Origin of the sequence: Rhizobium sp. RU36D, from assembly GCF_900176345.1 — a bacterium.
GTDB lineage: Bacteria > Pseudomonadota > Alphaproteobacteria > Rhizobiales > Rhizobiaceae > Allorhizobium.
Genome location: NZ_FWXU01000008.1, coordinates 90,825 through 112,629, shown reverse-complemented (window position 1 = coordinate 112,629; position 21,805 = coordinate 90,825). Strand labels below are relative to the sequence as shown.

Here is a 21,805-nt window from a genome sequence, read left to right as displayed (position 1 = left end):
TCAAGGAATTAACCATAATGATTGAAGGATACGTCGGAATGGGACTGTGAATCACAGGGTCCCTGTCGGGCATGAAGCCGCACCGTCGTACCGGTTCCGATCCGGTATGAAGTCATGGACGCAGTTCCAGGAACGTTTGGTGATGCGGTTTTGCCTGAGATGCATGCATCGATAGCGCGCGAATGCCCCCATCTGCCCAACCGAACCTGGCGCTGCACAGCTGAGCCGGTTTGATATTCGATCCGGCCTTTCGTGCGGGGATCTGTTTTGGGGCGAGACATGCCGGCAGATAGAGGGGCAGGAGCGCAGGCGGGCAGCCTACGTGACCGGCTTCGCTTTGCCGGTTTGGAAGCCGATAGCACCGATCTTCTGCGCCGCCACCGCGCCGACCTCCAGACTTCGATCAAGTCAGGCCTGCGGGATGTCTTCCATCGCCTGCAGACCTTTCCGGACGCGGCGCGCAATTTCACCAGCGAACATCAGATTGAACGGCTGCACGACCTCCTGGCCTCCCATTGGGATGTGCTGACGGACGCCCGGTTCGACACGCTCTATGCCGAACGCGTCAAGGTGCTGGCCGATAGCCAGGCCAAGATGGGCCTCGACCCGCGCTGGCAGATCGCCGGTCACGGGGTCATGCTGGAACACCTGCTTTCGGCCGTCATCAAGGACCTGTCCGGACGCGGTTTCTTTTCCGGAGCACGCAAGCGCAACCAGGAACTGGCAGACCTCGTGGCCGCACTCGTGCGCCTCGTGATGGTCGATGTCGAAATCGCCGTATCGCTTCGCTTCAACGAACTGCGCATGAAGCATCACCGCGACCTCTCCGAATTGCGCAAGCGCGAACGCAGCGATGTCGACGCGGTTTTCGGCGATGCCATCCGTGCGCTTGCCGCCCGCGACCTGACGGTGCGCATCGACGCCGATGTGCCGGAGGAATATCGCGAACTCGCCGACAGCTTCAATCAGGCGCTTGAAGGATTGCAGGCTACCTTCGCCGCTGTTGACCGCGACATGAAGCGGGCCGATGAAGCCTCCATCGATACGAACGCCGCCCTGCGCCTACAGGCGGAAGCGGGCGAAAACAGGTCGCAACGCCTGGCGGAAGCTGTTTCAGCACTGGAGGCGATCCGCCTGGGAGTCGGCGAAAGTGCCGGCATGTCCGGCGCCGCTGAGAAGGTGACGGTCGCGACCAGGCTTTCAGTTGATGAGAGCGGGCAGGTGGCCGGCCAGGCGATAAACGCCATGGCCGATATCGAGGCCTCCGCCGAACAGATCGGCGAAATCATCGGTGCCATCGACGAAATTGCCTTCCAGACCAATCTTCTGGCGCTGAATGCCGGCATCGAGGCGGCGAGGGCGGGTGACGCCGGTCGCGGCTTTGCGGTCGTGGCCCAGGAAGTTCGCGCGCTTGCGCAGCGTTCCGCCGAGGCGGCCCGTGAGATCAAGGCCCTTGTCGCCACCACGAAGGCGCAGGTCGATGCCGGGGTTCAGGTGGTCGGCCGCACCCAGCATGCGATCGAGACGATCGCCGGCCAGGTGGCGACGATCAACGAAACGGTGTCGGCGGTCGCGCGCCAGACGGGCGAGCATTTGAAGGCGATCGGCGAGGTCGGCGCATCCGTCAATGCGCTTGGCCGCGAAACGGAAGCAAGCGTCGGCAAGGCGCGCGAGATGAGCTGTCGCAGCGATGAACTCCACACCGTCATTCTCGAACTTGGCCAGACGGTGCGCGAGTTCACGATCCACCGTCGGGAGATGGAGGCGCGCACGCTTCCGCAGGCAAGGGCGGCCAATGCGATCCATCATCATCAGGTCAGGCTGGACCTGAATGCACGGCGCTCGGAAGAAAACCATCAAGAATTTATGGAAAATTCGATGAATGGCGATTTTTCCTACATTCCGCCGCTCCAAGCGCTGGGAGGTTGAGGGGATTGTTTACCAACTTCTACTACACAGGAGTGGACTGGTGTTGTCGGGTGGCCGCTAAACACCATGCAAAGTGGTCGCAACCGGCGCTGTGGCCCCGATTTGAAGGACGAGGAATGAGTTGATGGCAAGCACGAAAGCCGCAGGCAACGATTTGAAATTGGCAGCGATACTCGATCTGAACGAAGCCTCCGAACTGCGCGGCAAGTTGGTATCGATGCGCGGAAGCGCAATCGCGATCGACGCGTCGAGTGTCGAGCGGGTCGGCGCGCAATGCATGCAGGTGCTGATGGCCGGTGCCAAGGCATGGGAAGAGGACAAGCACTCTTTCACCTTTGCCAAGGCGTCCGAGGCATTCCTGAAGACTGCACAACTTATAGGCATCAACATCGAGCATCTGCTCGCTAAGGAGATTCGGCAATGAAGAAGAAAGTTCTGACGGTAGATGATTCCAGGACCATCCGGAACATGCTGCTCGTTACCCTGAACAATGCGGGTTTCGAGACCATCCAGGCCGAGGATGGCGTCGAAGGCCTCGAGGTTCTGGAAGAATGCAATCCCGACGTGATCGTGACCGACATCAACATGCCGCGTCTCGATGGCTTCGGCTTCATTGAAGGCGTTCGCCGCAACGAGAAGTACCGGGCTATCCCGATCCTCGTTCTCACCACGGAAAGCGATGCGGAAAAGAAGAACCGCGCGCGTCAGGCCGGTGCCACGGGCTGGATCGTCAAGCCGTTCGACCCGACCAAACTGATCGATGCCATTGAGCGTGTAACCGCCTGAACCGGGATTTTCTCCGATGGATATGAACGAAATCAAAGAGATCTTCTTCCAGGAATGCGAGGAGCAGCTCGCTGAACTGGAATCCGGTCTTCTGAAAATGAATGACGGAGATCGCGATCCGGAGACGGTCAACGCCGTGTTCCGAGCGGTTCACTCCATCAAGGGCGGTGCCGGTGCTTTCGGCCTGGAAGAGCTGGTTGCCTTCGCGCACGTCTTTGAAACTACTCTTGATTGCGTTCGCTCCAACAAGCTGGAGCCCGGTCCGGAAGTCATGAAGGTGATGCTGAAGTCGGCCGACGTCCTGGCCGACCTCGTGAGTGCGTCCCGCGATGGCGGCGGCGTCGATGAATCCCGCTCCAGCGGCCTGGTCAAGGAACTGGAAGCGCTGGCAAACGGCGAGATACCCCAGGCATCGGCTGCCCCGGCCCCGGCTCCCAAGGCCGCGCCGAAGAAGGCGGCTCCTGCACCTGCACCCGTCGCCGCTGCCCCGACCGACGATAGCGGGTTCCAGCCGGTTCCCTTCTCTTTCGACGGGTTCCCGGAAACCGAAGAGCAGGCTGAAAAGCCGCTGTTCGAAGTCTCCTTCAAGCCGCGTGCCGAGCTCTATTCCAAGGGCAATGAAGCCGCCCTCCTGCTGCGCGACCTCTCGCGCATCGGCGAGATGAGCGTGCTCTGCAACATGGACGACCTGCCGCCGCTCGACGCGATGGATCCGGAAGGCTCCTATTTCGGCTGGAAGATCTCGATCCGCACCGAAAAGGGCGAGGAGGGCATCCGCAGCGTCTTCGAATTCGCTGAATGGGACTGTGATCTCGAGATCAAGGCCATCGAGTCGGCTGCCCAGGCCGGAACCGACGACCTGCCGATGATCCCGGTACCCTTCGATCTCTCCGCCCTCGACGATGATGCCGGCGACCAGTCGGATTCCGATGGCGCCGAAGCCGCCGAGACCACTGTTTCTGCTGCCGTCACGGCTGCCGCCACCGCGACCAATGTCGTGAAGATGGCCGAGACCGCATCCCGCGAGAAGAAGGAATCGCCTGCCGCTGCGGCGGCTGCCGCAGCCGCTGCCCAGAATGCACAGAACAGCGCCGGTGCTGCCGGCCAGACCATCCGCGTCGATCTCGACCGCGTCGACCGCCTGATCAACCTGGTCGGCGAGCTGGTCATCAACCAGGCCATGCTCTCCCAGAGCGTGATCGAGAACGACAACAACGGCACCTCGTCCATCAACATGGGCCTGGAAGAGCTGCAGCAGCTGACCCGCGAGATCCAGGACTCGGTCATGGCGATCCGCGCGCAGCCAGTCAAGCCGGTCTTCCAGCGCATGTCGCGTATCGTCCGCGAAGTGGCCGACATGGTGGGCAAGTCCATCCGTCTCGTTACGGAAGGTGAAAACACTGAAGTCGACAAGACCGTCATTGACAAGCTGGCCGAGCCGCTGACGCACATGATCCGCAATGCCGTGGACCATGGCATCGAAAGCCCGGAAAAGCGCGCTGCCGCCGGCAAGAATCCGGAAGGCACGGTTAAGCTGACCGCGAAGCATCGCTCCGGCCGTATCGTCATCGAACTGGTCGACGACGGTGCTGGTATCAACCGCGAGCGTGTGCGCCAGAAGGCAATCGACAACGACCTGATCACGGCCGACGCCAACCTGTCGGACGAAGAAATCGACAACCTGATCTTTGCGCCGGGCTTCTCCACCGCCGACAAGATTTCGGACATCTCGGGTCGCGGCGTCGGCATGGACGTCGTCAAGCGCTCGATCCAGGCTCTTGGCGGTCGCATTTCGATCACGTCGAGACCTGGTCAGGGCTCGACCTTCACGATGAGCCTTCCGCTGACGCTGGCCGTACTGGACGGCATGGTGGTCACGGTTGCCGGCCAGACGCTGGTCGTGCCGCTGACGGCGATCGTCGAGACGCTGCAGCCGGAAGCCGCCAACATCCATTCCTTCGGTGCCAACCAGCGCCTGATTTCGATCCGCAACAGCTTCTGCCCGCTGGTCGATGTCGGTCGCATCCTGAACTTCCGCGCCACCCAGGCCAATCCGATCGAGGGCGTGGCACTTCTGGTGGAATCCGAAGGTGGCGGCCAGCGCGCGCTGATGGTGGATGCCATCCAGGGTCAGCGTCAGGTGGTCATCAAGAGCCTTGAGGCAAACTACACCCACGTTCCGGGTATCGCCGCTGCAACCATCCTGGGCGATGGCCGCGTGGCACTCATTCTCGACGTCGATGCCGTGGTGTCGGCATCGCGTGGTCAGTCCCTCAAGCAGGAAATGTCGTTGGCGGTCGCAGGATAAGTATAGGGTAAAGGGTCGATGTCATACGCCGTTAAGAACCTCAGCCAAGGAAGTAGGGAACTGATCGCCTTCCGTATCGGCGATCAGGAGTTCAGCGTTAACATCATGTCAGTCCGCGAAATCCGCGGCTGGACGCCGGCTACTCCCATGCCTCATGCGCCGTCTTACGTTCTGGGCGTCATAAACTTGCGCGGTGCGGTTCTGCCGATCGTGGATCTGTCGATCCGCCTCGGCATGAAGCCGGCAGAGCCGACACCGCGTCACGTCATCATCGTGGCGCAGGTGAAGAACAAGGTGATCGGCCTTCTGGTCGAAGCCGTGTCGGACATCCTCACCGTGACGGATGATATTATACAGCCCACGCCGGAGATCTCCTCCGACCTGGAGAAGCAATATGCACGCGGCATCCTCGCCATCGACAAGCGGATGATCTGCCTCGTGGAACTGAGTGCGTTGTTCTCCGAACCTGAAAGCGAAGCCGCATGATCATGGCAACCACATCGTCAACGCGTCTCAATGACGACGAGATCCTGGCCAACGGAGAATATCCGTTGACCCGCCGGGACCTCAACGAGATCGCGGCGATGATCTACTCCGATGCCGGAATCGCCTTGAACGACTCCAAGGCCTCGTTGGTCTATTCGCGCCTGTCCAAGCACATCCGCAATCTTGGATTGCGGGGGTTTCGCGACTATTGCAATCTTGTGTCCTCTGCGGAAGGCGCGCCCGAGCGTCGTGAGATGCTGTCGCACCTGACGACAAACTTCACCCGCTTCTTTCGCGAGAACCATCACTTCGAGCACCTGAAGAACGAGGTCCTTCCAGGCCTCGTCAGCAGGGCAAAGGCCGGGGGCAGGGTCCGCATCTGGTCGGCGGCATCCTCTGACGGACAGGAACCGTATTCCATCGCGCTCACCGTTCTCTCGGTGCTTCCGAATGCGGCGGACTACGATTTCAAGATCCTGGCGACCGATATCGACCCCAAGATCCTGGCCCTGGCGCGCGCTGGTTGCTACGACGAGCAGGCCCTGGAAACGGTCAGCCCGGCCATGCGCAAGCAGTGGTTCCAGCAGGTCGATCAAAACGGCCGCACGAAGTACCAGGTTGACGACAAGGTCAAGCGGCTGATCACCTATAACGAACTGAACCTGATGGCGCAGTGGCCGCTCAAGGGACCGTTCGACGTCATCTTCTGCCGCAACGTCGTCATCTATTTCGACGAACCGACCCAGATGAAGATATGGACCCGTTTTGCCGGTCTGATGGCCCCGGGCGGATATCTCTATATCGGACACTCGGAACGCGTGTCTGGCGATGCCAAGAACGTCTTCGACAATACCGGCATCACCACCTATTGCTATACCGGCAAGACCGGCGGGAGGAAGGCATGAGCGTTCCCGCACGCGTCCTTGTCGTCGATGACTCCCCGACCATGCGGGGCCTCATCACCGCGATCCTCAATTCGGATCCGGATGTCAGCGTTGTCGGCCAGGCCGGCGATGCCATGCAGGCGCGCGAGGCGATCAAGCAGCTCAATCCCGATGTCGTGACCCTCGACATCGAGATGCCGAACATGAACGGCCTCGAGTTTCTTGAGAAGATCATGCGTCTTCGTCCCATGCCGGTCATCATGGTCTCGACCATGACCCATCACGGAGCGGATGCAACGCTTGCCGCCCTGGAGATCGGTGCGTTTGATTGCGTCGGCAAGCCGGCGCCGGGCGAGCCCCGGCCGTTCGGCGACCTGGCGGACAAGGTGAAGGCGGCAGCCCGTTCCCAACACCGGTTTGTCCGGCCGGCCGCACCGCCGCCGGTTCAGCCGGCAGCAACGGCTGATTTCCGGGTGGGTCGCAAGATCGTGGCCATCGGTTCCTCGACCGGCGGTGTCGAGGCCCTGATCACGGTGCTTCAGAAGTTTCCGCGCAATTGCCCGCCCACGGTGATTACGCAGCACATGCCGCCGACCTTCACCAAGAGCTTCGCCGACAGGCTCAACCGGCTCTGCGCCCCTGTTGTCGAGGAGGCAACCGATGGTGCGCGGCTCGAGGTCGGCAAGATTTATCTGGCACCAGGTGGCGATCGCCACCTGCAGGTTGTCAACCCGGGGGCGCCATCGTGCCGGTTGGTCGAAAGACCGCCGGTCAACGGGCATAGGCCTTCCGTGGATGTCCTTTTCGATTCGGTCGCTGAACTGGCCGGACGAAATGCCGTTGGCGTCATCCTGACCGGTATGGGTCGCGATGGTGCCGCCGGTTTGCTCAAGATGCGTCATGCCGGCGCACGCACTGTTGGGCAAAATGAAAAGACCTGTGTGGTATATGGTATGCCGCGCGTTGCCCATGAACTGGGTGCTGTCGAACACCAATTGCCGCTTGGTTCAATCGGCGAAGAAATACTTAAACTTACCGCCGCCCGAAAAGAAGGTATAGACTAATGTCAATAGCTGAAAAAATCAAAGTTCTGATCGTGGATGATCAGGTAACCAGTCGCTTGCTGCTCAGCGAAGCACTGACACAACTTGGCTTCAAGCAGATCACTGCTGCCGGCGACGGCGAGCAGGGCATGAAGATCATGGCCGAACAGCCACATCACCTTGTTATTTCCGACTTCAACATGCCGAAGATGGATGGCCTGGGCCTCTTGGAAGCGGTTCGCAAGAACCCCAATACCAAGAAGGCCGCATTCATCATCCTCACCGCCCAGGGCGACAAGGCACTCGTGCAGAAAGCTGCTGCACTCGGCGCCAATAACGTCCTGGCCAAGCCCTTCACCATTGAAAAGATGAAAGCTGCTATCGAAGCAGTCTTTGGAGCGTTGAAATGATTGTCGATAGCGCGTCCAAGCGGGTACATATCATACAGGGCGAATACAAGGTGATCAGCGATCCTAACGTGGTGCTGTCGACCATCTTGGGTTCCTGCGTGGCCGCTTGCATGCGCGACCCTGTCGCCGGCGTCGGCGGCATGAATCATTTCCTCTTGCCAGGGTCGGCCTCCCCCGGTTCGGGAGGGGGAGACGCCACCCGTTACGGCGTCCATCTGATGGAACTTCTCATCAACGGATTGCTCAAGCAGGGCGCCCGCCGCGACCGGCTTGAAGCAAAGATCTTCGGTGGCGCCAAGACCATTGCCACCTTTTCGAATGTCGGCGAACAGAATGCCGCATTCGCCATGCAGTTTTTGAGGGACGAAGGTATTACGGTGGTCGGGTCGTCCACCGGCGGCGATCACGGGCGCAAACTTGAATATTGGCCCGTTAGCGGTCGTGCCCGCCAGTACCCCTTGACCGGGGCCGAAACCCAGAAGACCGTCGCGCTGGAGCAGCAGAAGCCTGCACCCGTTTCGCGTCCGGTCGAGAGTTCAATCGAGTTCTTTTAAACGCGAGAGGCGTCATGCACACAGAGTTGAAGGCAGAGGCTGCGGCAACCGAAGAAGAGTTGCCGGAAATCCTGATGCGCATCGTTACGGAACTGCACGACGTCGCCTATCTCATCGAAAGGATAGAGCCACAACTGCTGGAGCTTGGCGGCCCGAAGGTTCTTGAATCCCCTGACAGCATCAAGATAATGCAGGGCCTGGACCTTGCTGTTCAGAAGACGCGCGGCCTTGCGGAGTTCATCGACACCATCACCGGTACAATCCCCAATGGATGGCTTGTCGACGTGACCACTGCGCTGAGCCTTGTGAAGCTTGCCGACATGCAGAAGGCCTTGGGCCAGGGTCTCCGGCACGGCCATTCCCAGCCGATCGGCAAGGCTTCGGGCGATTTCGACTTCTTTTAGCCCGAAAACAGCCGGAAATCATCATTCTCGCATTCAGGACCGCGGCGCACAAAAAGTGCTTCCGCGGTCTTCTACGTTTATCAAACGAAACGCTCGCACAAGTTTCGCAGCCTAGTGTCTCGCCAAGGGCAAAAGCCTCAAACCCTTTCGAGTGATGGTGCGAGACAGAATGAATCTGTTAAATCAATTAACTCAGGTACTACGGAACCTTTCCTCCCTTGGTCAGACAAAGCTCCTTGCGCTGGCCGGAGTAGGCATCGTCTCAGTGGCCATCATCCTCGCCGCGGCGGTCTTCGTGAACAAGCCCGCCTATGAGACGCTCTATGTGGGGCTTGAAACGACGGACCTGAACCAGGTTTCCATCGCGCTGGCCGAATCCAACATCGATTTCGAAGTGGGAACGGATGGCAACTCCATCCGCGTTCCGGCCGGGATGACGAGCAAGGCCCGTCTGCTCCTGGCAGAGCGTGGCCTGCCCAACAGCTCCAATGCCGGCTACGAGCTTTTCGACAATGTCGGCTCGCTCGGCCTGACCTCCTTCATGCAGGAAGTCACCCGCGTCCGCGCCCTGGAAGGTGAAATTGGCCGCAGCATCCAGCAGATCTCCGGCATCGCTGCCGCCCGCGTTCACATCGTTATGCCTGATGTCGGCAATTTCCGTCGCGGCGAACAGAAGCCGACCGCTTCCGTCATGATCCGCGCCGGCAGCTCGGCCGGCCAGAAGGCCGCCGCCTCCATCCGCCACCTCGTCGCTTCGGCCGTACCCGGTCTTGAAGTCGAAGACGTCACAATCCTTGATTCCACCGGCCAGCTGCTTGCAGCCGGCGAAGAAGGCGGCAACGGCGCCTTGAACCGCTCGCTGACCGTCGTCCAGGGTTTCCAGGAAGAGGTCGAATCCAGCATCGACAAGGCGCTCGCCCCCTTCCTCGGCATGGACAACTTCCGGTCCAGCGTCACGGCGCAGCTTGATACCGATAGCCAGCAGATCCAGGAAACCATCTACGACCCCGAATCCAAGGTGGAGCGCTCTGTCCGCACCACCAAGGAAGCCCAGAAGTCTCAGTCCCGGACCCCTGATTCGGCTGCGACGGTTGAGCAGAACATTCCGCAGGCCGATCCTCAGGGAACCGGCACCTCTCCCGAATCGTCCGACGAAGCGGACAAGAAGGAAGAGCAGACCAACTATGAAATCAACAGCAAGACCATCGCGACGGTCCGCAACGGCTACCGCATCGAGAAAATGTCCATCGCTGTTGTCGTCAACCGCGGCCGCATCGAGCAGATGGTCGGCGAGCCGGCTGACCAGGCCAAGGTCGATGCCTATCTCGCAGAAATGCAGAAGATCGTCGCATCGGCTGCCGGCCTGAACACCGAGCGTGGCGACGTGGTCACCGTCACCGCCATGAACTTCCTCGAAAGCCAGCTTCTGGAAGAGGCATCCAGCGGCCCCGGCCTGATGGAAATCCTGAGCCGCAATATCGGCGGCATCATCAACTCGCTCGCCTTCGTCGCCGTCGCCTTCCTGATCGTATGGATGGGTATCCGTCCGATGATCCGCTCGGTCAGCGGTAACGCAGCCATCGCCGGTGGCGATAGCGATGAGGTCGGCGGTCTCGAACTGCCGGACTTCTCTCCGGCGGTCGGCGCTGGCGCCGGCAGCTCGCTGATGGATGGCTTCGGCTCCGACTTCGGCTTCGACAGCACCGACGACATGCTGGGTGGCGAGGACGATCCTAATGGCGGCTTCAACCGCCGCGTCAAGGAAGGCCCCGAGCGCCGCCTGTCCCGGATGGTCGAAATCAGCGAGGAACGCGCTGCCAAGATCCTCCGCAAATGGGCCGTCGAGCGCGCAGCCTGAACGACCCGATCATGATCTTCCCGATGCCGCGTGTCCTGCACGCGGCATTTTTGCGTTGCTTCGCTGCGGCTGCGAAAAATATCCCGGGATAAAGTCTGGCAACGCAAGCCGGAAACGCGATGTTAAAGGCTTAAAATATCTGCGCTGCTGGCCAGTTGCGGCCTCTATACCAATTTATACGTTAGAAATTGCGGGCGATGGTGTTTCCGCGCGTATTGCATACAATACGATGATTCGAAAACTGATGCGTGTTGGCGGCACGTGTCGGAACGCGGCATGCGAACGGGTCGCGAGCCGTGTGTGAATACCGTTTCATCCCTGAGAAGGGGGAACTCCATGGAGGCGGAATTTCCGCATCGAGATCGGCCCAAGCGTGGCTATGATGTTCTGGCGATGTCGGCCTCGGCCGGAGCCTTGTCCAAGGAGCAACTCATAGCCAGGCTTGCGATGGCCAGTGGCTCCGGGGATGTGTCCGCGGGCCTGCGCCTACTGACTTCCTATGTCGGCGCCTCGCATTTTCTGCTCTCCAGGTTCGATCTCGTCCAGGAAAGCGGTCTCGATTTCGTCGTTTCCTCCGACTGGCCTTTCGATCTCGTGCGGCGACTGGAGCCCGAGCTTGCCAGCCGCTATTCCCGCTCCAGCGAGCTGGAAAAATGCCTCTCCGTGCTACAGCCGAAATTCGCCCTGCTGCCGGATGATGCCTATGTGCCCGATGGCGTGAGCCGGCAATATTGTTCGATGACCATGAGCGTCGGCCGCACCAGGCTGGCGCTGCAATTCCTCTTTCCCGAAGACATGATCCTGTCGCCAGAGCGGTTGCGCGAGATCGGCCTGCTTGCCGCCTATTGCGTCAGCCTGTCCACCCAGAAGGGGCAAAGGACCGACCGCGACTGCGAGTTGACCGAGCGCGAGCTGGAATGTCTGTTCTGGATCGCGGAAGGCAAGACCAGCGACGAAATTGCGACGATCCTTGGTATCTCCCGCAACACCATCAACAACTACATCACCAGTGTGATGCGCAAGACCGCGACCAAGACGCGCTCGGAAGCCATCGCATATGCGGTGCGCAACAACCTGGTCTGAGGGGATACAATGCCGAATATCAGGGACCCCAATGAAAGCGGCGCCGGGGAACCCGCGGTATCGAACTACCGGATGACGGCCGGGCGCACCGAGATCTTTCCCAAGCTCATCGCCATGCAAAAGGGCATCAATGCCCGAAACTTCGCCGTCCTGAGGGTCAGCGGCTCCGGCATTCCCTCAAAGCGAAAGCTGTCCTGCGACTTCGAAAACTGGGGCAGCGGCGGCCTGTCGCTCGGAGATTTCCTCACATCCAGCTTCACCGACACGCTGCTCACCCATCTCGAAAGCTCGCTCCTGCCGCTGGTCTGGAGTGCAGCCCAGGGTGGGAGTTTCGTCGATGCTTCGGATTTCGCGCCCTTCGTGGTGGAATTGAAGCAGCATGCGCTGCCCTTTTCCGGCATCGCCTTTCCGATCCGCCTCGGCGCGATCGGCAATGGCTACGTGCTCTTCGCCACGACCGCCAGCATGGACCTGCCTGGCGAGGCGGTGCTCGACCTGCATGCCCGCTGCTGCAAGATCATGATGGATCTGCTGACCATGGAGGAGCGGCGCATGATGCCCTCCGAATCCCTCAGCGATCGCGAGGTCGCATGCCTGCAACTTGCCGGCGATGGCCGCATCAGCGAAGAGATCGCTGAAAAGCTCGGCCTGTCGGTGCACACAGTCAATGCCTATCTGGGCTCTGCGACGATCAAGCTGGATTCGGTAAACCGAATCCAGGCTATCGCCAAGGCGATCCGCCTTGGCTACATCAATTGATTGATCGTCAGGACAGGCTAGAGCCTTTCAGGGTTAACTAGAAGCGTTCTGCCGGAGCAGATTTTCGTCAGGGCAGAGGCGATTGGCGACGGGCATACCCTGGGTACGTCCGAGCCGATCGCCTCTGATCCTGGCGGAAAGATGCCCGGCCCTTCGGGCTGGCTGAAACGGGCCGCCTGGTCGACCGACCGGCTTGGCCGTAGAGCCTAGCTACGACGCGCACCGGTCGGTCGACAATCCGACTCCGTTTGAGCCAGCAGAACGCTTCTATTTAACCCTGAAGGCTCTAATCCTCAGCAGGACATTTCGCGGGAGGAGGGCAGGAAGCGCGCTTCCTGCAGATTGCGCTCCAGCAGAGCCGTGTTTTCGTTCGGGTCGCTGGATGGATTGGCAAACGCAATGTGGTTGATCTCTATGCCTGCCACGTCCTTGGACAGCGTAAGCTGGGCATAGATTGTAATGTCTTTTGGTTTAAGTTCGAGGTCGAGCGTGACCTCCGGAGCTTCGCCCCATTCCAGTCGATAGTTGCCGCCGGCGCCAAAATTGATGGTGCCTGGATGAAAATACAGTTCCGCCGCTGACGAAACGAGATCGGCAATGCTGCCGTAGAACTCGAATCGCAGCAAAGCAATCAGATCCGCTGCGTCGAGCAGCCTCAATTCTGTTGCGACGGGACTGATCGCCTGTGCAACGATCCGCTCACGCTGGTCGGTATATTGACATTTCTTCATGACGCCTAGCGCACCCGTCTCCTCTGTGCCTTGGCGGCGTAAACTCGGTGTACAAGTTCCGCCACGGCCTTATAAAATGCTGACGGGATGACACTATCCACCGAGACTTGCGCAAACATGGAGCGGGCCAGCGGCGGATCTTCGAAAATCGGGATATCGTTGGCGGTCGCAATCTCGCGAATCTTCAGCGCAATAAGGTCCTGGCCCTTGGCCACGACGACAGGCGCATCGTTTTCCTCGCGCACATAGCGCAGCGCAACCGCATAATGGGTGGGATTGGTGATCACCAGCGTCGCCCGCGGCACGTTGTTGATCATGCGCCGACGCGCTCTGTCACGGGCGATCGAGCGCTGGCGGGCCTTGACGACCGGGTCGCCTTGGGACTGCTTATGCTCGTCCTTCACTTCCTGCTTGGTCATGCGCAGCTGTTCATACCAGTGATAGCGCGTCCAGAAGAAGTCGACGGCCGCCAGCAGTGCCGTGGACAGGAGAATCACCACCATCATCTTCTTGGCGATGATCATGAACTTCACGAAGATCACTTGCGGATCGGAGAACATTGCGTCGAGGGAGGCAAAAAACTCGCCCCGCAGCGCAAACACCATGATGACCGACACGATGATGATCTTGAAGACCGACTTGCCGAATTCCACCAGGCCCTGCGTGCTGTAGATCCGCGACCATCCGGCAAAGAGGGAGACGCGCGACGCTTGCGGGCGGATACGTTCCAGCACGAATTGCGGCATGTTCTGCCCGATCGACGAGACCAGGCCGAAGATCATGAACATCAGGAGAGCCGGCACAAGCAGGGCTGCCGCTTCCCAGCCGAGATGCACGAAGATCGACACCACGTCCGTGGCGTTGTTCAGCTTCCACTGGTCAGGTTTTTCCATCAGGTCGCGCAGCGAATTGCCGATTCGCGAAATACCGTCGGGCAGGAAGAAGACCACATAGATGTAGAAGGCGAGCGAGGAGGCGAAGATCGGCAGCTCGCGCGATGAGGGGACGTTGCCTTTCTCCGCCGCATCGCGCAGTTTTTTCTCTGTCGGGTCTTCTGTTTTGCTGTCCTTGTCTTGATCGTCGGACAAGCGCCTTACCCCTTTGGTTCACAGAGCCCGCGGACCGCGATCCGATGCCTGAATGACCTGTCGAAATGCCTGCGAATCACGCGAAAAACGCAAATACCAGCCGCGCGCGCCAGCAATGTGACGCAATCGCGACTGGTAAAGGCTAGTCCGACCAGGGCCGGTATTCAATTGCCGACTCTGCGGGCCGGAGCTTATCAACAGATGCGCTTCAAGCCGCGGCCGATCCGTCTGCACTTTCCTTGAGCTGGATCTGGCCGAGATTGGCAAGGCGGATGGCTTCCTGGGCCACCGCACGGCGGGCAATCGCGATTTCGCGCGGATTGACGCCGGCCGTTCCGGCCTGGAGATCCGATTCGATCATGCGGCGCTGGCGGGGGCTGATGGCCGCCAGAACACATTCCTTGATCTCGTTCGGCGCGCCACGCAGCGCCATGGTAAGGATTTCCGCTGAGATGTCGTTGAGCAGCATGACGCGGCTGCGCTGCGGCATCGACAGCAGGTCCTCGAACAGGAAGATCTTCGGGCGGACCTTGTTGACCGATTCCTTGCTGATCGATTCCAGTGAGCTGAGTAGGGTATCGACTTCGGGTTTGTCTAGCTCGTTCATGAGCTCGGCCACCTTCGTCGAACCGTTGGATGTGCGTTCCGCTTCGATCTCGGCGATCAGGTCGTGCACCCGGTTCTCGATGATCTGGGCTGCCTTGGGGCTGACATTCTTCAGGTTGACCGTGCGGTTCATGATGTCTGCGCGCCGGCTTTCGGGAAGCTTCAGCAGCACCTTTGCGCCGAAGGAGGACGGCAGCATGGACAGGATGTAGGCAACGGTCTGGGGATGCTCGCGCATCAGGAACTTGGAAATGAAATCTGGGTCGGCATCCTGCAGACGCTCCCAGATCGAGGCCTCATAGGCCTGGAATGCAGTGCTGCGTCCGAGGAGACCATCGACCTCCTCGGGCGTCAGGCCTTCCTCGAGGATGCCCTCGATGGCCTTGGCATTGTCCATGAGGCCTGTTCCCTCGGTGAACAGGTCCTCGAATTCGTTGACCAGTTCCGTCAGCTCATCCGGCGGAATGGTCCTCAGCGTCTGGGCTGATGCAATTATGGTCTGCAGTTCGGCTTGGGTAAAATACTTCAATAGTTTTCCGGCGACGCCCTTGCCCATCGCGAGCAGGACGGCTGCTGCCTTGTCCGCCTGGGAAAGCGGTTTTCCGGCAATCTGCCCACCAAAATCGTCAAAGTCCATCATGGTCTTTCCTCTCTGGCCCTAATGGGGTCAGGGTAGCTTGACGCTCATTACTTCAATCAGTTTTACGCCGAACCGGGTATCATCGTTCTCTAGCACGGTAATCTCGCCGCGGGCGATGCGACGGCCATTGACCATGATTTCAACCGGTTCGCCGATTTTCTTGTCGAGTGCGATGATGGCCCCTTCTTCGAGATTCATCAAGCCCGATACCTGCATGCGACTGTTTCCAAGCACGATCTGGACGTCGATTGGGATGTCCATGATGAGATCGAGGTTGGAATTCAGTGCACTGCCGGGTGGTTGAGACATTCTGGCTGCACTTGCGCCGCCCATGGAGAAGCTCCCGCCGCCTGCGCCGCCGCCAAAATCCGAATCAGGTGCGGATCTCCGCGCGGCCGGTTTTGATTCGATTGCCGGAAAATCTGTGTCGAGGTCAGCGCCGAAATCGCCGCCGCCGAAGTCCGGAAGAGTTCCTTCCGCATCGTTTTGCAGAACGCCGCGCAAGTCCCCCACAGCCTGATCGAAATCGGCATCCGCGCCCGGCATCGCCAGATCGTCGTCCATGCTCAAAGGTGTCTTTTTCGTCGCCATGTATCCATTATTCCCGTTGAAACTTGCCTCAACCTGCCGTGGTGCGGGCAGCACCCCGAAACAGGCTCACCCCATCAGATGCTTCAGGATCTCGTCATCGCTGCTGACGTTGTCCTTCACGCGAACCGTGTAGTTTTCCCCCGCACGGCCGAATTCGCAGCGATACATTTCTTTCCCGTTGGCGCTGACATCCACCATGATGTCGCCCTTGTCGCGGAACGGAATGACGTCGCCGACCGCAAGCCTGGACACGATGCCAAGCGTCAGCTGCTCGAGCCGGATCCGCGCCTCCAAAGTCACCTGGGAACGACGGACCTGTTCGGCGATCTGGTCGGACCATTCCTTGCCCTTGCGCGACAGCTGGTTTTTCGACTTCGGCGGGGTCACCTTGGTCTTGAGCAACGCCTTCTGGGGAATGACCAGCATGAATTCGGACTCGACGGTGCCGAGCTTGATCTTCATCCGGATCGTCGCGGCATAGACGTCGTCGCGTCCGTCTTCCGGCCGGCCATAATCTTCCGCGTTGCGCGGCGGCTCGATCGTCGCCTCGAAGCCACCGGCGGCGTTGACGCCCGAGCGCAGCACGCTGGCGAGCTTGTCGAACACCATGGAGGCCAGGTCGAGTTCGATGACGGACAGTGGACGCTGGATCGGCTCTTCGATCGTGTCGGGAAGGCCGCCGAGCAGGCTCTCCATCAGCGTGATGATGAAGCCGTTGTCGCAGGACAGGACGAAATGCGGGCTCCAGTTGCGCAGCGATGCATCCGCCAGCACGACATTGTCGCCAAGATCGGCCGTCAGTTCGCCGAGCGAGCCGGTTTCGTGGCCGACATAGGTCACCTCGGTGTGCAGGCTGGTCTCGCTGTGGATCACGTCAGGCAGGAATTCCGAATAGAGCTGGCCGAAGTCGGCGCAGATCTTTTCCAGCGTGCGCCGGTCGCCGAGCCCACCCGTCAGGCGAGCAAGGATGCCGGGATCCATAGGAGGGACATTCATTGGCGTATTCAGAGAGTTGTTCATGATCATGCCGCCTTGTTCTCGCCGCCCGGATTCATCATTTCCTGCTCGACGGCGTCGATGGACGGACGCTCATAGGCAGAGATGGTCTTGCGGCCATATTCGAGGGCTACTTGCGGAACGGAACCGTTCATGTAGGCAAGCAGGGTTTGCTTCACGATGATGTAGAGGCGATGCTGCTTGGTGCGCACGATCTTGATCTGCGAGACGATCGGGTTGACCAGGCAGTAGGACAGGAAGATGCCGAGCATGGTGCCGACGAGCGCGGCGCCGATCAGGCCGCCGAGAACCTCGGGCGACTCGTTGATCTTCGCCATGGCCTTGATAACCCCGAGAACGGCGGCGATGATGCCGATGGCCGGGAAGGAGTCACCGATCGCCAGGATCGAGTGATACGGCTTCATCTTGTCGTGCAGGATGGTATTGATTTCCTCATCCATCAGCGCCTCGATCTCGTGGGAGCGGGCATTGCCGATGATGATCAGGCGCACATAGTCACAGATGAAGGCCGTGAGTTCCTTGTTCTTCAGCACGCTTGGCGCCTGCTGGAAGATGCTGGACTCGTCCGGATTGTCGATATGCGCTTCGATTTCGTTGCGTGACTTGGTGCGCAGGTCCCGCATCAGGGAGTAGAGAACGCCGAGCACGTCCAGATAGGCGCGCTCCTTCGGCACCGCATGCTTGAAGGCCTCACCGATCGCCTTGCCGGAGTCTTTGACCACCTTCATCGGGTTGCCCATGACGAAGGCGCCGACACCGGCGCCGCCGATGATGACCAGTTCGAAGGGCTGAATCAGAACATCGAGGTGTCCGCCCATGGCCATGAAGCCGCCGAGAACACAGCCGACCGTGATTACAAATCCAATGATAATATTCATCTCAAGCCCGTATCTGAACGTTTCTTGTCAGCGGACACCGATAGATATTCTGGCTTGCGTGAGGCTGTACCTTGGGCACCCCAGTTGAGGCTTCATTGTCTGTCAACCTAGAGACAGTTTCGCGCAAGCCTTTTGCCCCAAGATGAGCCATAACTGAGGCATTCCCGGATTGTCCCAGCAAAAGGCGGAACGACCTTGACCACGACCTATACAAGCTATCAGCTGATCACAAAGGACATGACAAGCTCCATCGAGCGCATCGCCAAGAAGAGCGATGTATCGCGCGATACGGAATACTATCTGTCCAAGATCGGCGACGTGAAGTCTGTGGACGACTTCATGGCGGATACGCGGCTTTATAACTATGCGCTGAAGGCGCATGGTCTGGAGGACATGAACTACGCCAAGGCCTTCATCCGCAAGGTGTTGACGGAAGGCGTGGCCAGCGACGACGCGTTTGCCAACAAGCTGAGCGACACCCGTTATGCCGAACTGGCGAAGTCTTTGAACTTCCAGGCCTATGGCGCGGCCGCGACCTCGTTCACGGCAGCCCAGAAGGGCGTCGTCGACAAGTATATGCGCCAGACGCTGGAAGAAGACGCCGGCAACGAAAACACCGGCGTGCGGCTTGCGCTCTATTTCGAGCGCAACGCAGCCAACATCAAGACCGGCATGGACATTCTGGCCGACGATGCGCTCGGACAGGTGGTCCGTACCGCGCTCGGCATTCCCTCCGAGGTCGCCGCCTCGGATATCGACAAGCAGGCCGCCTATCTCGAACGGGTCCTCGATATCGAGGATTTCCAGGATCCCGAGAAGGTCGGCAAGTTCCTCGAACGTTTCACCGCGATGTGGGAACTGCAAAACCCTTCGGACAACTACGATCCGCTGACGGTTTTCGGCACATCGTCAGGATACGGCATTTCGTCTGATCTGCTGCTATCCCTCAATACTCTAAAGCTTGGAGGCAGTTAGTGCAGTCTGGTATTTACGTTTCCCTTTCCTCGCAGATGGCACTCGAAAAGCGCCTGACGACGATTGCGGACAATATGGCCAACCTCAATACCGTTGGCTTCCGGGGCACCGAGGTCAAGTTCGACGAGGTTTTGAGCAGCATCCACAACGACCTGAACGCCAAGGTCGCGTTCGTGTCGCAAGGCAATGACTACCTGTCCGAGCGTGCCGGACAGCTTGAACACACCACGAGCCCGCTCGATTTCGCGGTGAAGGGCGATGCCTGGTTTGCGATCGACACGCCATCGGGCCAGGTTCTCACCCGTGACGGTCGTTTCACCATCGAGGAAACCGGGGCGCTTGTGTCCGTTCGCGGCTATCCCGTTCTCGATGCCGGCGGTTCGCCCATCCAGCTGAACCGCGCCGGTGGCCCGCCTTCCGTTGGCGCCGATGGCAAGATCATCCAGGACGACCGCGAAGTCGCGACGCTCGGCCTCTTCACCGCCGACATTTCCAAGGGCTTCATTCGTCACGAAAACAGCGGCGTGATCACCACGGATCGCCCGCAGCCGGTCGTCGACCGCAACGATGTCGGCGTCCTGCAGGGCTATCTCGAGCAGTCGAACGTCAACGGCATTTCGGAAATGACCCAGCTCATCCAGGTCAACCGCGCCTTCGAAAGTATCTCGTCCCTGATGCGCGATAGCGAAGCAAACCTCAGCCAGGCAATCAAGGCCCTTGGCAGCGGCCAGTAACAGACAGGGTCCCTGACCTATGCATGAAGACATTTCAACCGGCGTCGCCGCATCGGGGAAACTCGAGCAGCTCGCGGCGCTGGCGAGGCGTTATGCCAATCCGGAATTTTCCGTCACCCATGGCGGGCGCGTGCGCACCATTGCGGCTGGTCACTACACGGTGACCGGCCTGTCGCGCCATATCCGCTTGGGCGAGTTCGTCGCCCATCGCAGCGCGACCGGCATCCATCTGGGCGAGGTGATCCGGGTCGAGCCCGACGTGGCCTTTGTCAGCCCCATCGAGCCCGGCGAGCCGATCGGCATTCACGACACCGTCATCCGCAAGGGTGCGTTCCGCATCGCGCCGAATGACAGCTGGTGCGGGCGCACCATCAACGCGCTGGGCGATCCCATCGACGGCCACGGACCTCTATCGCCTGGAACCATCCGGCGGCCGATATCCAATTCCGCGCCGCCGTCCATGACCCGTAGCCGCGTGGAAAAGGGTTTCCGCACCGGGGTGCGGGCCATCGATATCTTCTCGCCCCTGTGTCTGGGCCAGCGTCTCGGCATCTTCGCCGGCTCCGGCGTCGGCAAGTCAACGCTTCTGTCCATGCTCGCCCGGGCCGATGCCTTCGACAAGGTCGTCATCGCCCTGGTGGGCGAACGCGGCCGTGAAGTGCGCGAATTCATCGAGGATACGCTCGGACCCAACATGGCGAAAGCCGTGGCCGTGGTCGCCACCAGCGATGAAAGCCCGATGCTGCGCAAGATGGCGCCGCTGTCTGCCATGACCATCGCCGAGCATTTCCGCGACCAGGGCGATAACGTCCTCTTCATCGTCGACAGCGTGACGCGTTTTGCCCATGCCATTCGCGAAGTGGCGACCGCCGCCGGCGAGCCGCCGATTGCACGCGGCTATCCGGCCTCCGTCTTCACCGAACTGCCGAAGCTCCTGGAGCGGGCGGGTCCGGGCGAGGAAGGCAAGGGCACGATCACCGCCATCATCTCCATCCTCGTTGACGGCGACAATCACAATGATCCGATTGCCGACTCCACGCGCGGCATTCTCGACGGCCACATCGTGCTCGATCGTAGCCTGGCCGAGGAAGGTCGCTATCCGCCGATCAATCCGCTGGCATCCATCTCCCGTCTGGCCCGCAAGGCCTGGACCGGTGATCAGGAAAAGCTGGTCTCGCGGCTGAAGACCCTGATCCATCGTTTCGAGGAAACGCGCGACTTGCGTCTCATCGGCGGCTATCGCCTGGGCTCGGATCCCGATCTCGACATGGCGATCAAGCAGGTCCCGGTCATCTACGAAATCTTGAAACAGACGCCGCATGACCGACCCGCGGCCGACGCATATGCCGATCTGGCCCAGGCGCTGAAGAATGCCATGGGCGGGGGCGCGGCCATGCAGGGCGGCGTGCCGGCAAATAGGAGGGCTTGAGCGTGACCGACTATGATGCAGACGAACCGGTATCGCCGATGAAGCTCGGCAATAAGAATTCGTCCATTTTGACCGACCGGCTCTTGGCGGGCACCGGCGTGGCGCTGGCCTGCGCCGCCGGTCTCTTCCCCTGGTACGTGTTTTTCAACGAAGAAAAGTTCGGCATTCGCACCGCTGGCTGGGAGAACACCCGCGACCTGCCGGAGGGCCCCGGCCGAAACGTTTTCAGCGTTTCACCGCTGGCGCTTGTTGATGACGACAAGGAAAGCTCGCCCGAGGTTCGCGAAACCATGGTGGACCCGGTCGTCACCGCGACGGTCTCCCAGCTCGGCGAGGAAGACAAGGCCAACGGCCAGGTCATGCCCGAGCAGCCCTTCCCGGGCCGAAGCGGCTTCAAGCTCCTGCATGTTGCCAACGGCCGTGCTCTGATCGAAGACGAATCGGGCATGTACATGGTGCGCGTCGGCTCGATCCTGCCGGACAACAGCCGTGTTGCTACCCTTGAGCAGCGCGACGGAAAATGGGTGATCATCACCTCCGCCGGCGAGATTTACGAGAATAATTGAAGGTTAAATCCTCGTAAGTCCCACGCAAGATTAACAACGTAGGCTT

The 21,805-nt window shown here is 60.1% G+C and carries 23 protein-coding genes; 17 read left to right on the top strand and 6 right to left on the bottom strand.

What is annotated here, in order from left to right; translation table 11 throughout:
* The first annotated feature begins 279 nt into the window (after nucleotides 1-279).
* From B9A97_RS12385 to B9A97_RS12325, 13 genes are all read left to right on the top strand, one after another.
* Nucleotides 280-1,929 (top strand): methyl-accepting chemotaxis protein, encoded by a 1,650-nt coding sequence (locus tag B9A97_RS12385; protein WP_084365651.1) that lies wholly within the window; start codon nucleotides 280-282, stop codon nucleotides 1,927-1,929.
* Nucleotides 1,930-2,053: 124 nt separating this feature from the next.
* A complete protein-coding gene (locus tag B9A97_RS12380) occupies nucleotides 2,054-2,353 on the top strand; it encodes an STAS domain-containing protein (protein ID WP_084365650.1) in 300 nt (99 codons plus the stop codon).
* Nucleotides 2,350-2,715 carry a chemotaxis response regulator CheY1 gene (cheY1, locus tag B9A97_RS12375; protein ID WP_028738986.1) on the top strand — a complete coding sequence of 122 codons (366 nt, stop codon included), beginning with the start codon at nucleotides 2,350-2,352 and terminating at the stop codon, nucleotides 2,713-2,715. Before B9A97_RS12380 ends, cheY1 begins: the two co-directional genes overlap by 4 nt.
* A 16-nt stretch (nucleotides 2,716-2,731) precedes the next feature.
* On the top strand, nucleotides 2,732-5,023 hold the full coding sequence (locus B9A97_RS12370; RefSeq protein ID WP_084365649.1) for a chemotaxis protein CheA: 2,292 nt from the start codon (nucleotides 2,732-2,734) through the stop codon (nucleotides 5,021-5,023).
* 18 nt (nucleotides 5,024-5,041) lie between these two features.
* Complete coding sequence (locus tag B9A97_RS12365; protein WP_084365648.1) at nucleotides 5,042-5,509, top strand: chemotaxis protein CheW; 468 nt, start codon at nucleotides 5,042-5,044, stop codon at nucleotides 5,507-5,509.
* 2 nt (nucleotides 5,510-5,511) lie between these two features.
* Nucleotides 5,512-6,414, top strand: coding sequence for a protein-glutamate O-methyltransferase (cheR, locus tag B9A97_RS12360; protein ID WP_244564197.1), 903 nt, complete (start codon nucleotides 5,512-5,514; stop codon nucleotides 6,412-6,414).
* Nucleotides 6,411-7,457, top strand: coding sequence for a protein-glutamate O-methylesterase CheB (cheB, locus tag B9A97_RS12355; protein WP_084365646.1), 1,047 nt, complete (start codon nucleotides 6,411-6,413; stop codon nucleotides 7,455-7,457). The genes cheR and cheB overlap by 4 nt, the downstream gene beginning before the upstream one ends.
* Entirely contained in the window at nucleotides 7,457-7,846 is a 390-nt protein-coding gene (locus tag B9A97_RS12350) for a response regulator (RefSeq protein ID WP_084365645.1), read from the top strand. Before cheB ends, B9A97_RS12350 begins: the two co-directional genes overlap by 1 nt.
* Nucleotides 7,843-8,400 carry a chemoreceptor glutamine deamidase CheD gene (gene cheD / locus B9A97_RS12345; RefSeq protein ID WP_084365644.1) on the top strand — a complete coding sequence of 186 codons (558 nt, stop codon included), beginning with the start codon at nucleotides 7,843-7,845 and terminating at the stop codon, nucleotides 8,398-8,400. Before B9A97_RS12350 ends, cheD begins: the two co-directional genes overlap by 4 nt.
* Nucleotides 8,401-8,414: 14 nt before the next feature.
* A complete protein-coding gene (locus tag B9A97_RS12340) occupies nucleotides 8,415-8,804 on the top strand; it encodes a chemotaxis protein CheT (protein ID WP_084365643.1) in 390 nt (129 codons plus the stop codon).
* Nucleotides 8,805-8,973: 169 nt separating this feature from the next.
* Nucleotides 8,974-10,662 carry a flagellar basal-body MS-ring/collar protein FliF gene (gene fliF / locus B9A97_RS12335; protein WP_084365642.1) on the top strand — a complete coding sequence of 563 codons (1,689 nt, stop codon included), beginning with the start codon at nucleotides 8,974-8,976 and terminating at the stop codon, nucleotides 10,660-10,662.
* Between the two features lie 393 nt (nucleotides 10,663-11,055).
* Nucleotides 11,056-11,745: a transcriptional regulator VisN gene (locus B9A97_RS12330; RefSeq protein ID WP_244564210.1), complete on the top strand. Its 690-nt coding sequence runs from the start codon at nucleotides 11,056-11,058 to the stop codon at nucleotides 11,743-11,745.
* Nucleotides 11,746-11,754: 9 nt separating this feature from the next.
* Nucleotides 11,755-12,504: a transcriptional regulator VisR gene (locus tag B9A97_RS12325; protein ID WP_084365640.1), complete on the top strand. Its 750-nt coding sequence runs from the start codon at nucleotides 11,755-11,757 to the stop codon at nucleotides 12,502-12,504.
* A 293-nt stretch (nucleotides 12,505-12,797) separates the two neighbouring features.
* Here the strand turns inward: B9A97_RS12325 and B9A97_RS12315 are convergent, their stop codons facing one another.
* The 6 genes from B9A97_RS12315 to motA all read right to left on the bottom strand — a co-directional run bounded on the left by B9A97_RS12315 (nucleotide 12,798) and on the right by motA (nucleotide 18,055).
* Nucleotides 12,798-13,235, bottom strand: coding sequence for a hypothetical protein (locus B9A97_RS12315; protein WP_084365639.1), 438 nt, complete (start codon nucleotides 13,233-13,235; stop codon nucleotides 12,798-12,800).
* A 5-nt stretch (nucleotides 13,236-13,240) separates the two neighbouring features.
* Complete coding sequence (gene flhB, locus B9A97_RS12310) at nucleotides 13,241-14,323, bottom strand: flagellar biosynthesis protein FlhB (protein ID WP_084365638.1); 1,083 nt, start codon at nucleotides 14,321-14,323, stop codon at nucleotides 13,241-13,243.
* A 208-nt stretch (nucleotides 14,324-14,531) separates the two neighbouring features.
* Nucleotides 14,532-15,569, bottom strand: a complete 1,038-nt coding sequence (fliG, locus tag B9A97_RS12305; protein ID WP_084365637.1) for a flagellar motor switch protein FliG — start codon at nucleotides 15,567-15,569, stop codon at nucleotides 14,532-14,534.
* A 27-nt stretch (nucleotides 15,570-15,596) separates the two neighbouring features.
* Nucleotides 15,597-16,160 (bottom strand): flagellar motor switch protein FliN, encoded by a 564-nt coding sequence (gene fliN, locus B9A97_RS12300; protein ID WP_084365636.1) that lies wholly within the window; start codon nucleotides 16,158-16,160, stop codon nucleotides 15,597-15,599.
* Between the two features lie 66 nt (nucleotides 16,161-16,226).
* Nucleotides 16,227-17,186 carry a FliM/FliN family flagellar motor switch protein gene (locus B9A97_RS12295; RefSeq protein WP_084365635.1) on the bottom strand — a complete coding sequence of 320 codons (960 nt, stop codon included), beginning with the start codon at nucleotides 17,184-17,186 and terminating at the stop codon, nucleotides 16,227-16,229.
* Nucleotides 17,183-18,055, bottom strand: a complete 873-nt coding sequence (gene motA / locus B9A97_RS12290) for a flagellar motor stator protein MotA (RefSeq protein WP_084365634.1) — start codon at nucleotides 18,053-18,055, stop codon at nucleotides 17,183-17,185. Before motA ends, B9A97_RS12295 begins: the two co-directional genes overlap by 4 nt.
* A 195-nt stretch (nucleotides 18,056-18,250) precedes the next feature.
* Between motA and B9A97_RS12285 the strand changes: the two genes are divergently transcribed.
* The 4 genes from B9A97_RS12285 to B9A97_RS12270 are packed head-to-tail and all read left to right on the top strand — an operon-like array spanning nucleotide 18,251 to nucleotide 21,759.
* Nucleotides 18,251-19,030 (top strand): DUF1217 domain-containing protein, encoded by a 780-nt coding sequence (locus tag B9A97_RS12285; protein WP_084365633.1) that lies wholly within the window; start codon nucleotides 18,251-18,253, stop codon nucleotides 19,028-19,030.
* Nucleotides 19,030-19,764, top strand: coding sequence for a flagellar basal-body rod protein FlgF (flgF, locus tag B9A97_RS12280; protein WP_084365632.1), 735 nt, complete (start codon nucleotides 19,030-19,032; stop codon nucleotides 19,762-19,764). The genes B9A97_RS12285 and flgF overlap by 1 nt, the downstream gene beginning before the upstream one ends.
* Before the next feature lie 19 nt (nucleotides 19,765-19,783).
* Nucleotides 19,784-21,193, top strand: a complete 1,410-nt coding sequence (fliI, locus tag B9A97_RS12275; RefSeq protein WP_084365631.1) for a flagellar protein export ATPase FliI — start codon at nucleotides 19,784-19,786, stop codon at nucleotides 21,191-21,193.
* Nucleotides 21,194-21,195: 2 nt separating this feature from the next.
* A complete protein-coding gene (locus tag B9A97_RS12270) occupies nucleotides 21,196-21,759 on the top strand; it encodes a flagellar protein (RefSeq protein WP_084365630.1) in 564 nt (187 codons plus the stop codon).
* Nucleotides 21,760-21,805 lie beyond the last annotated feature (46 nt).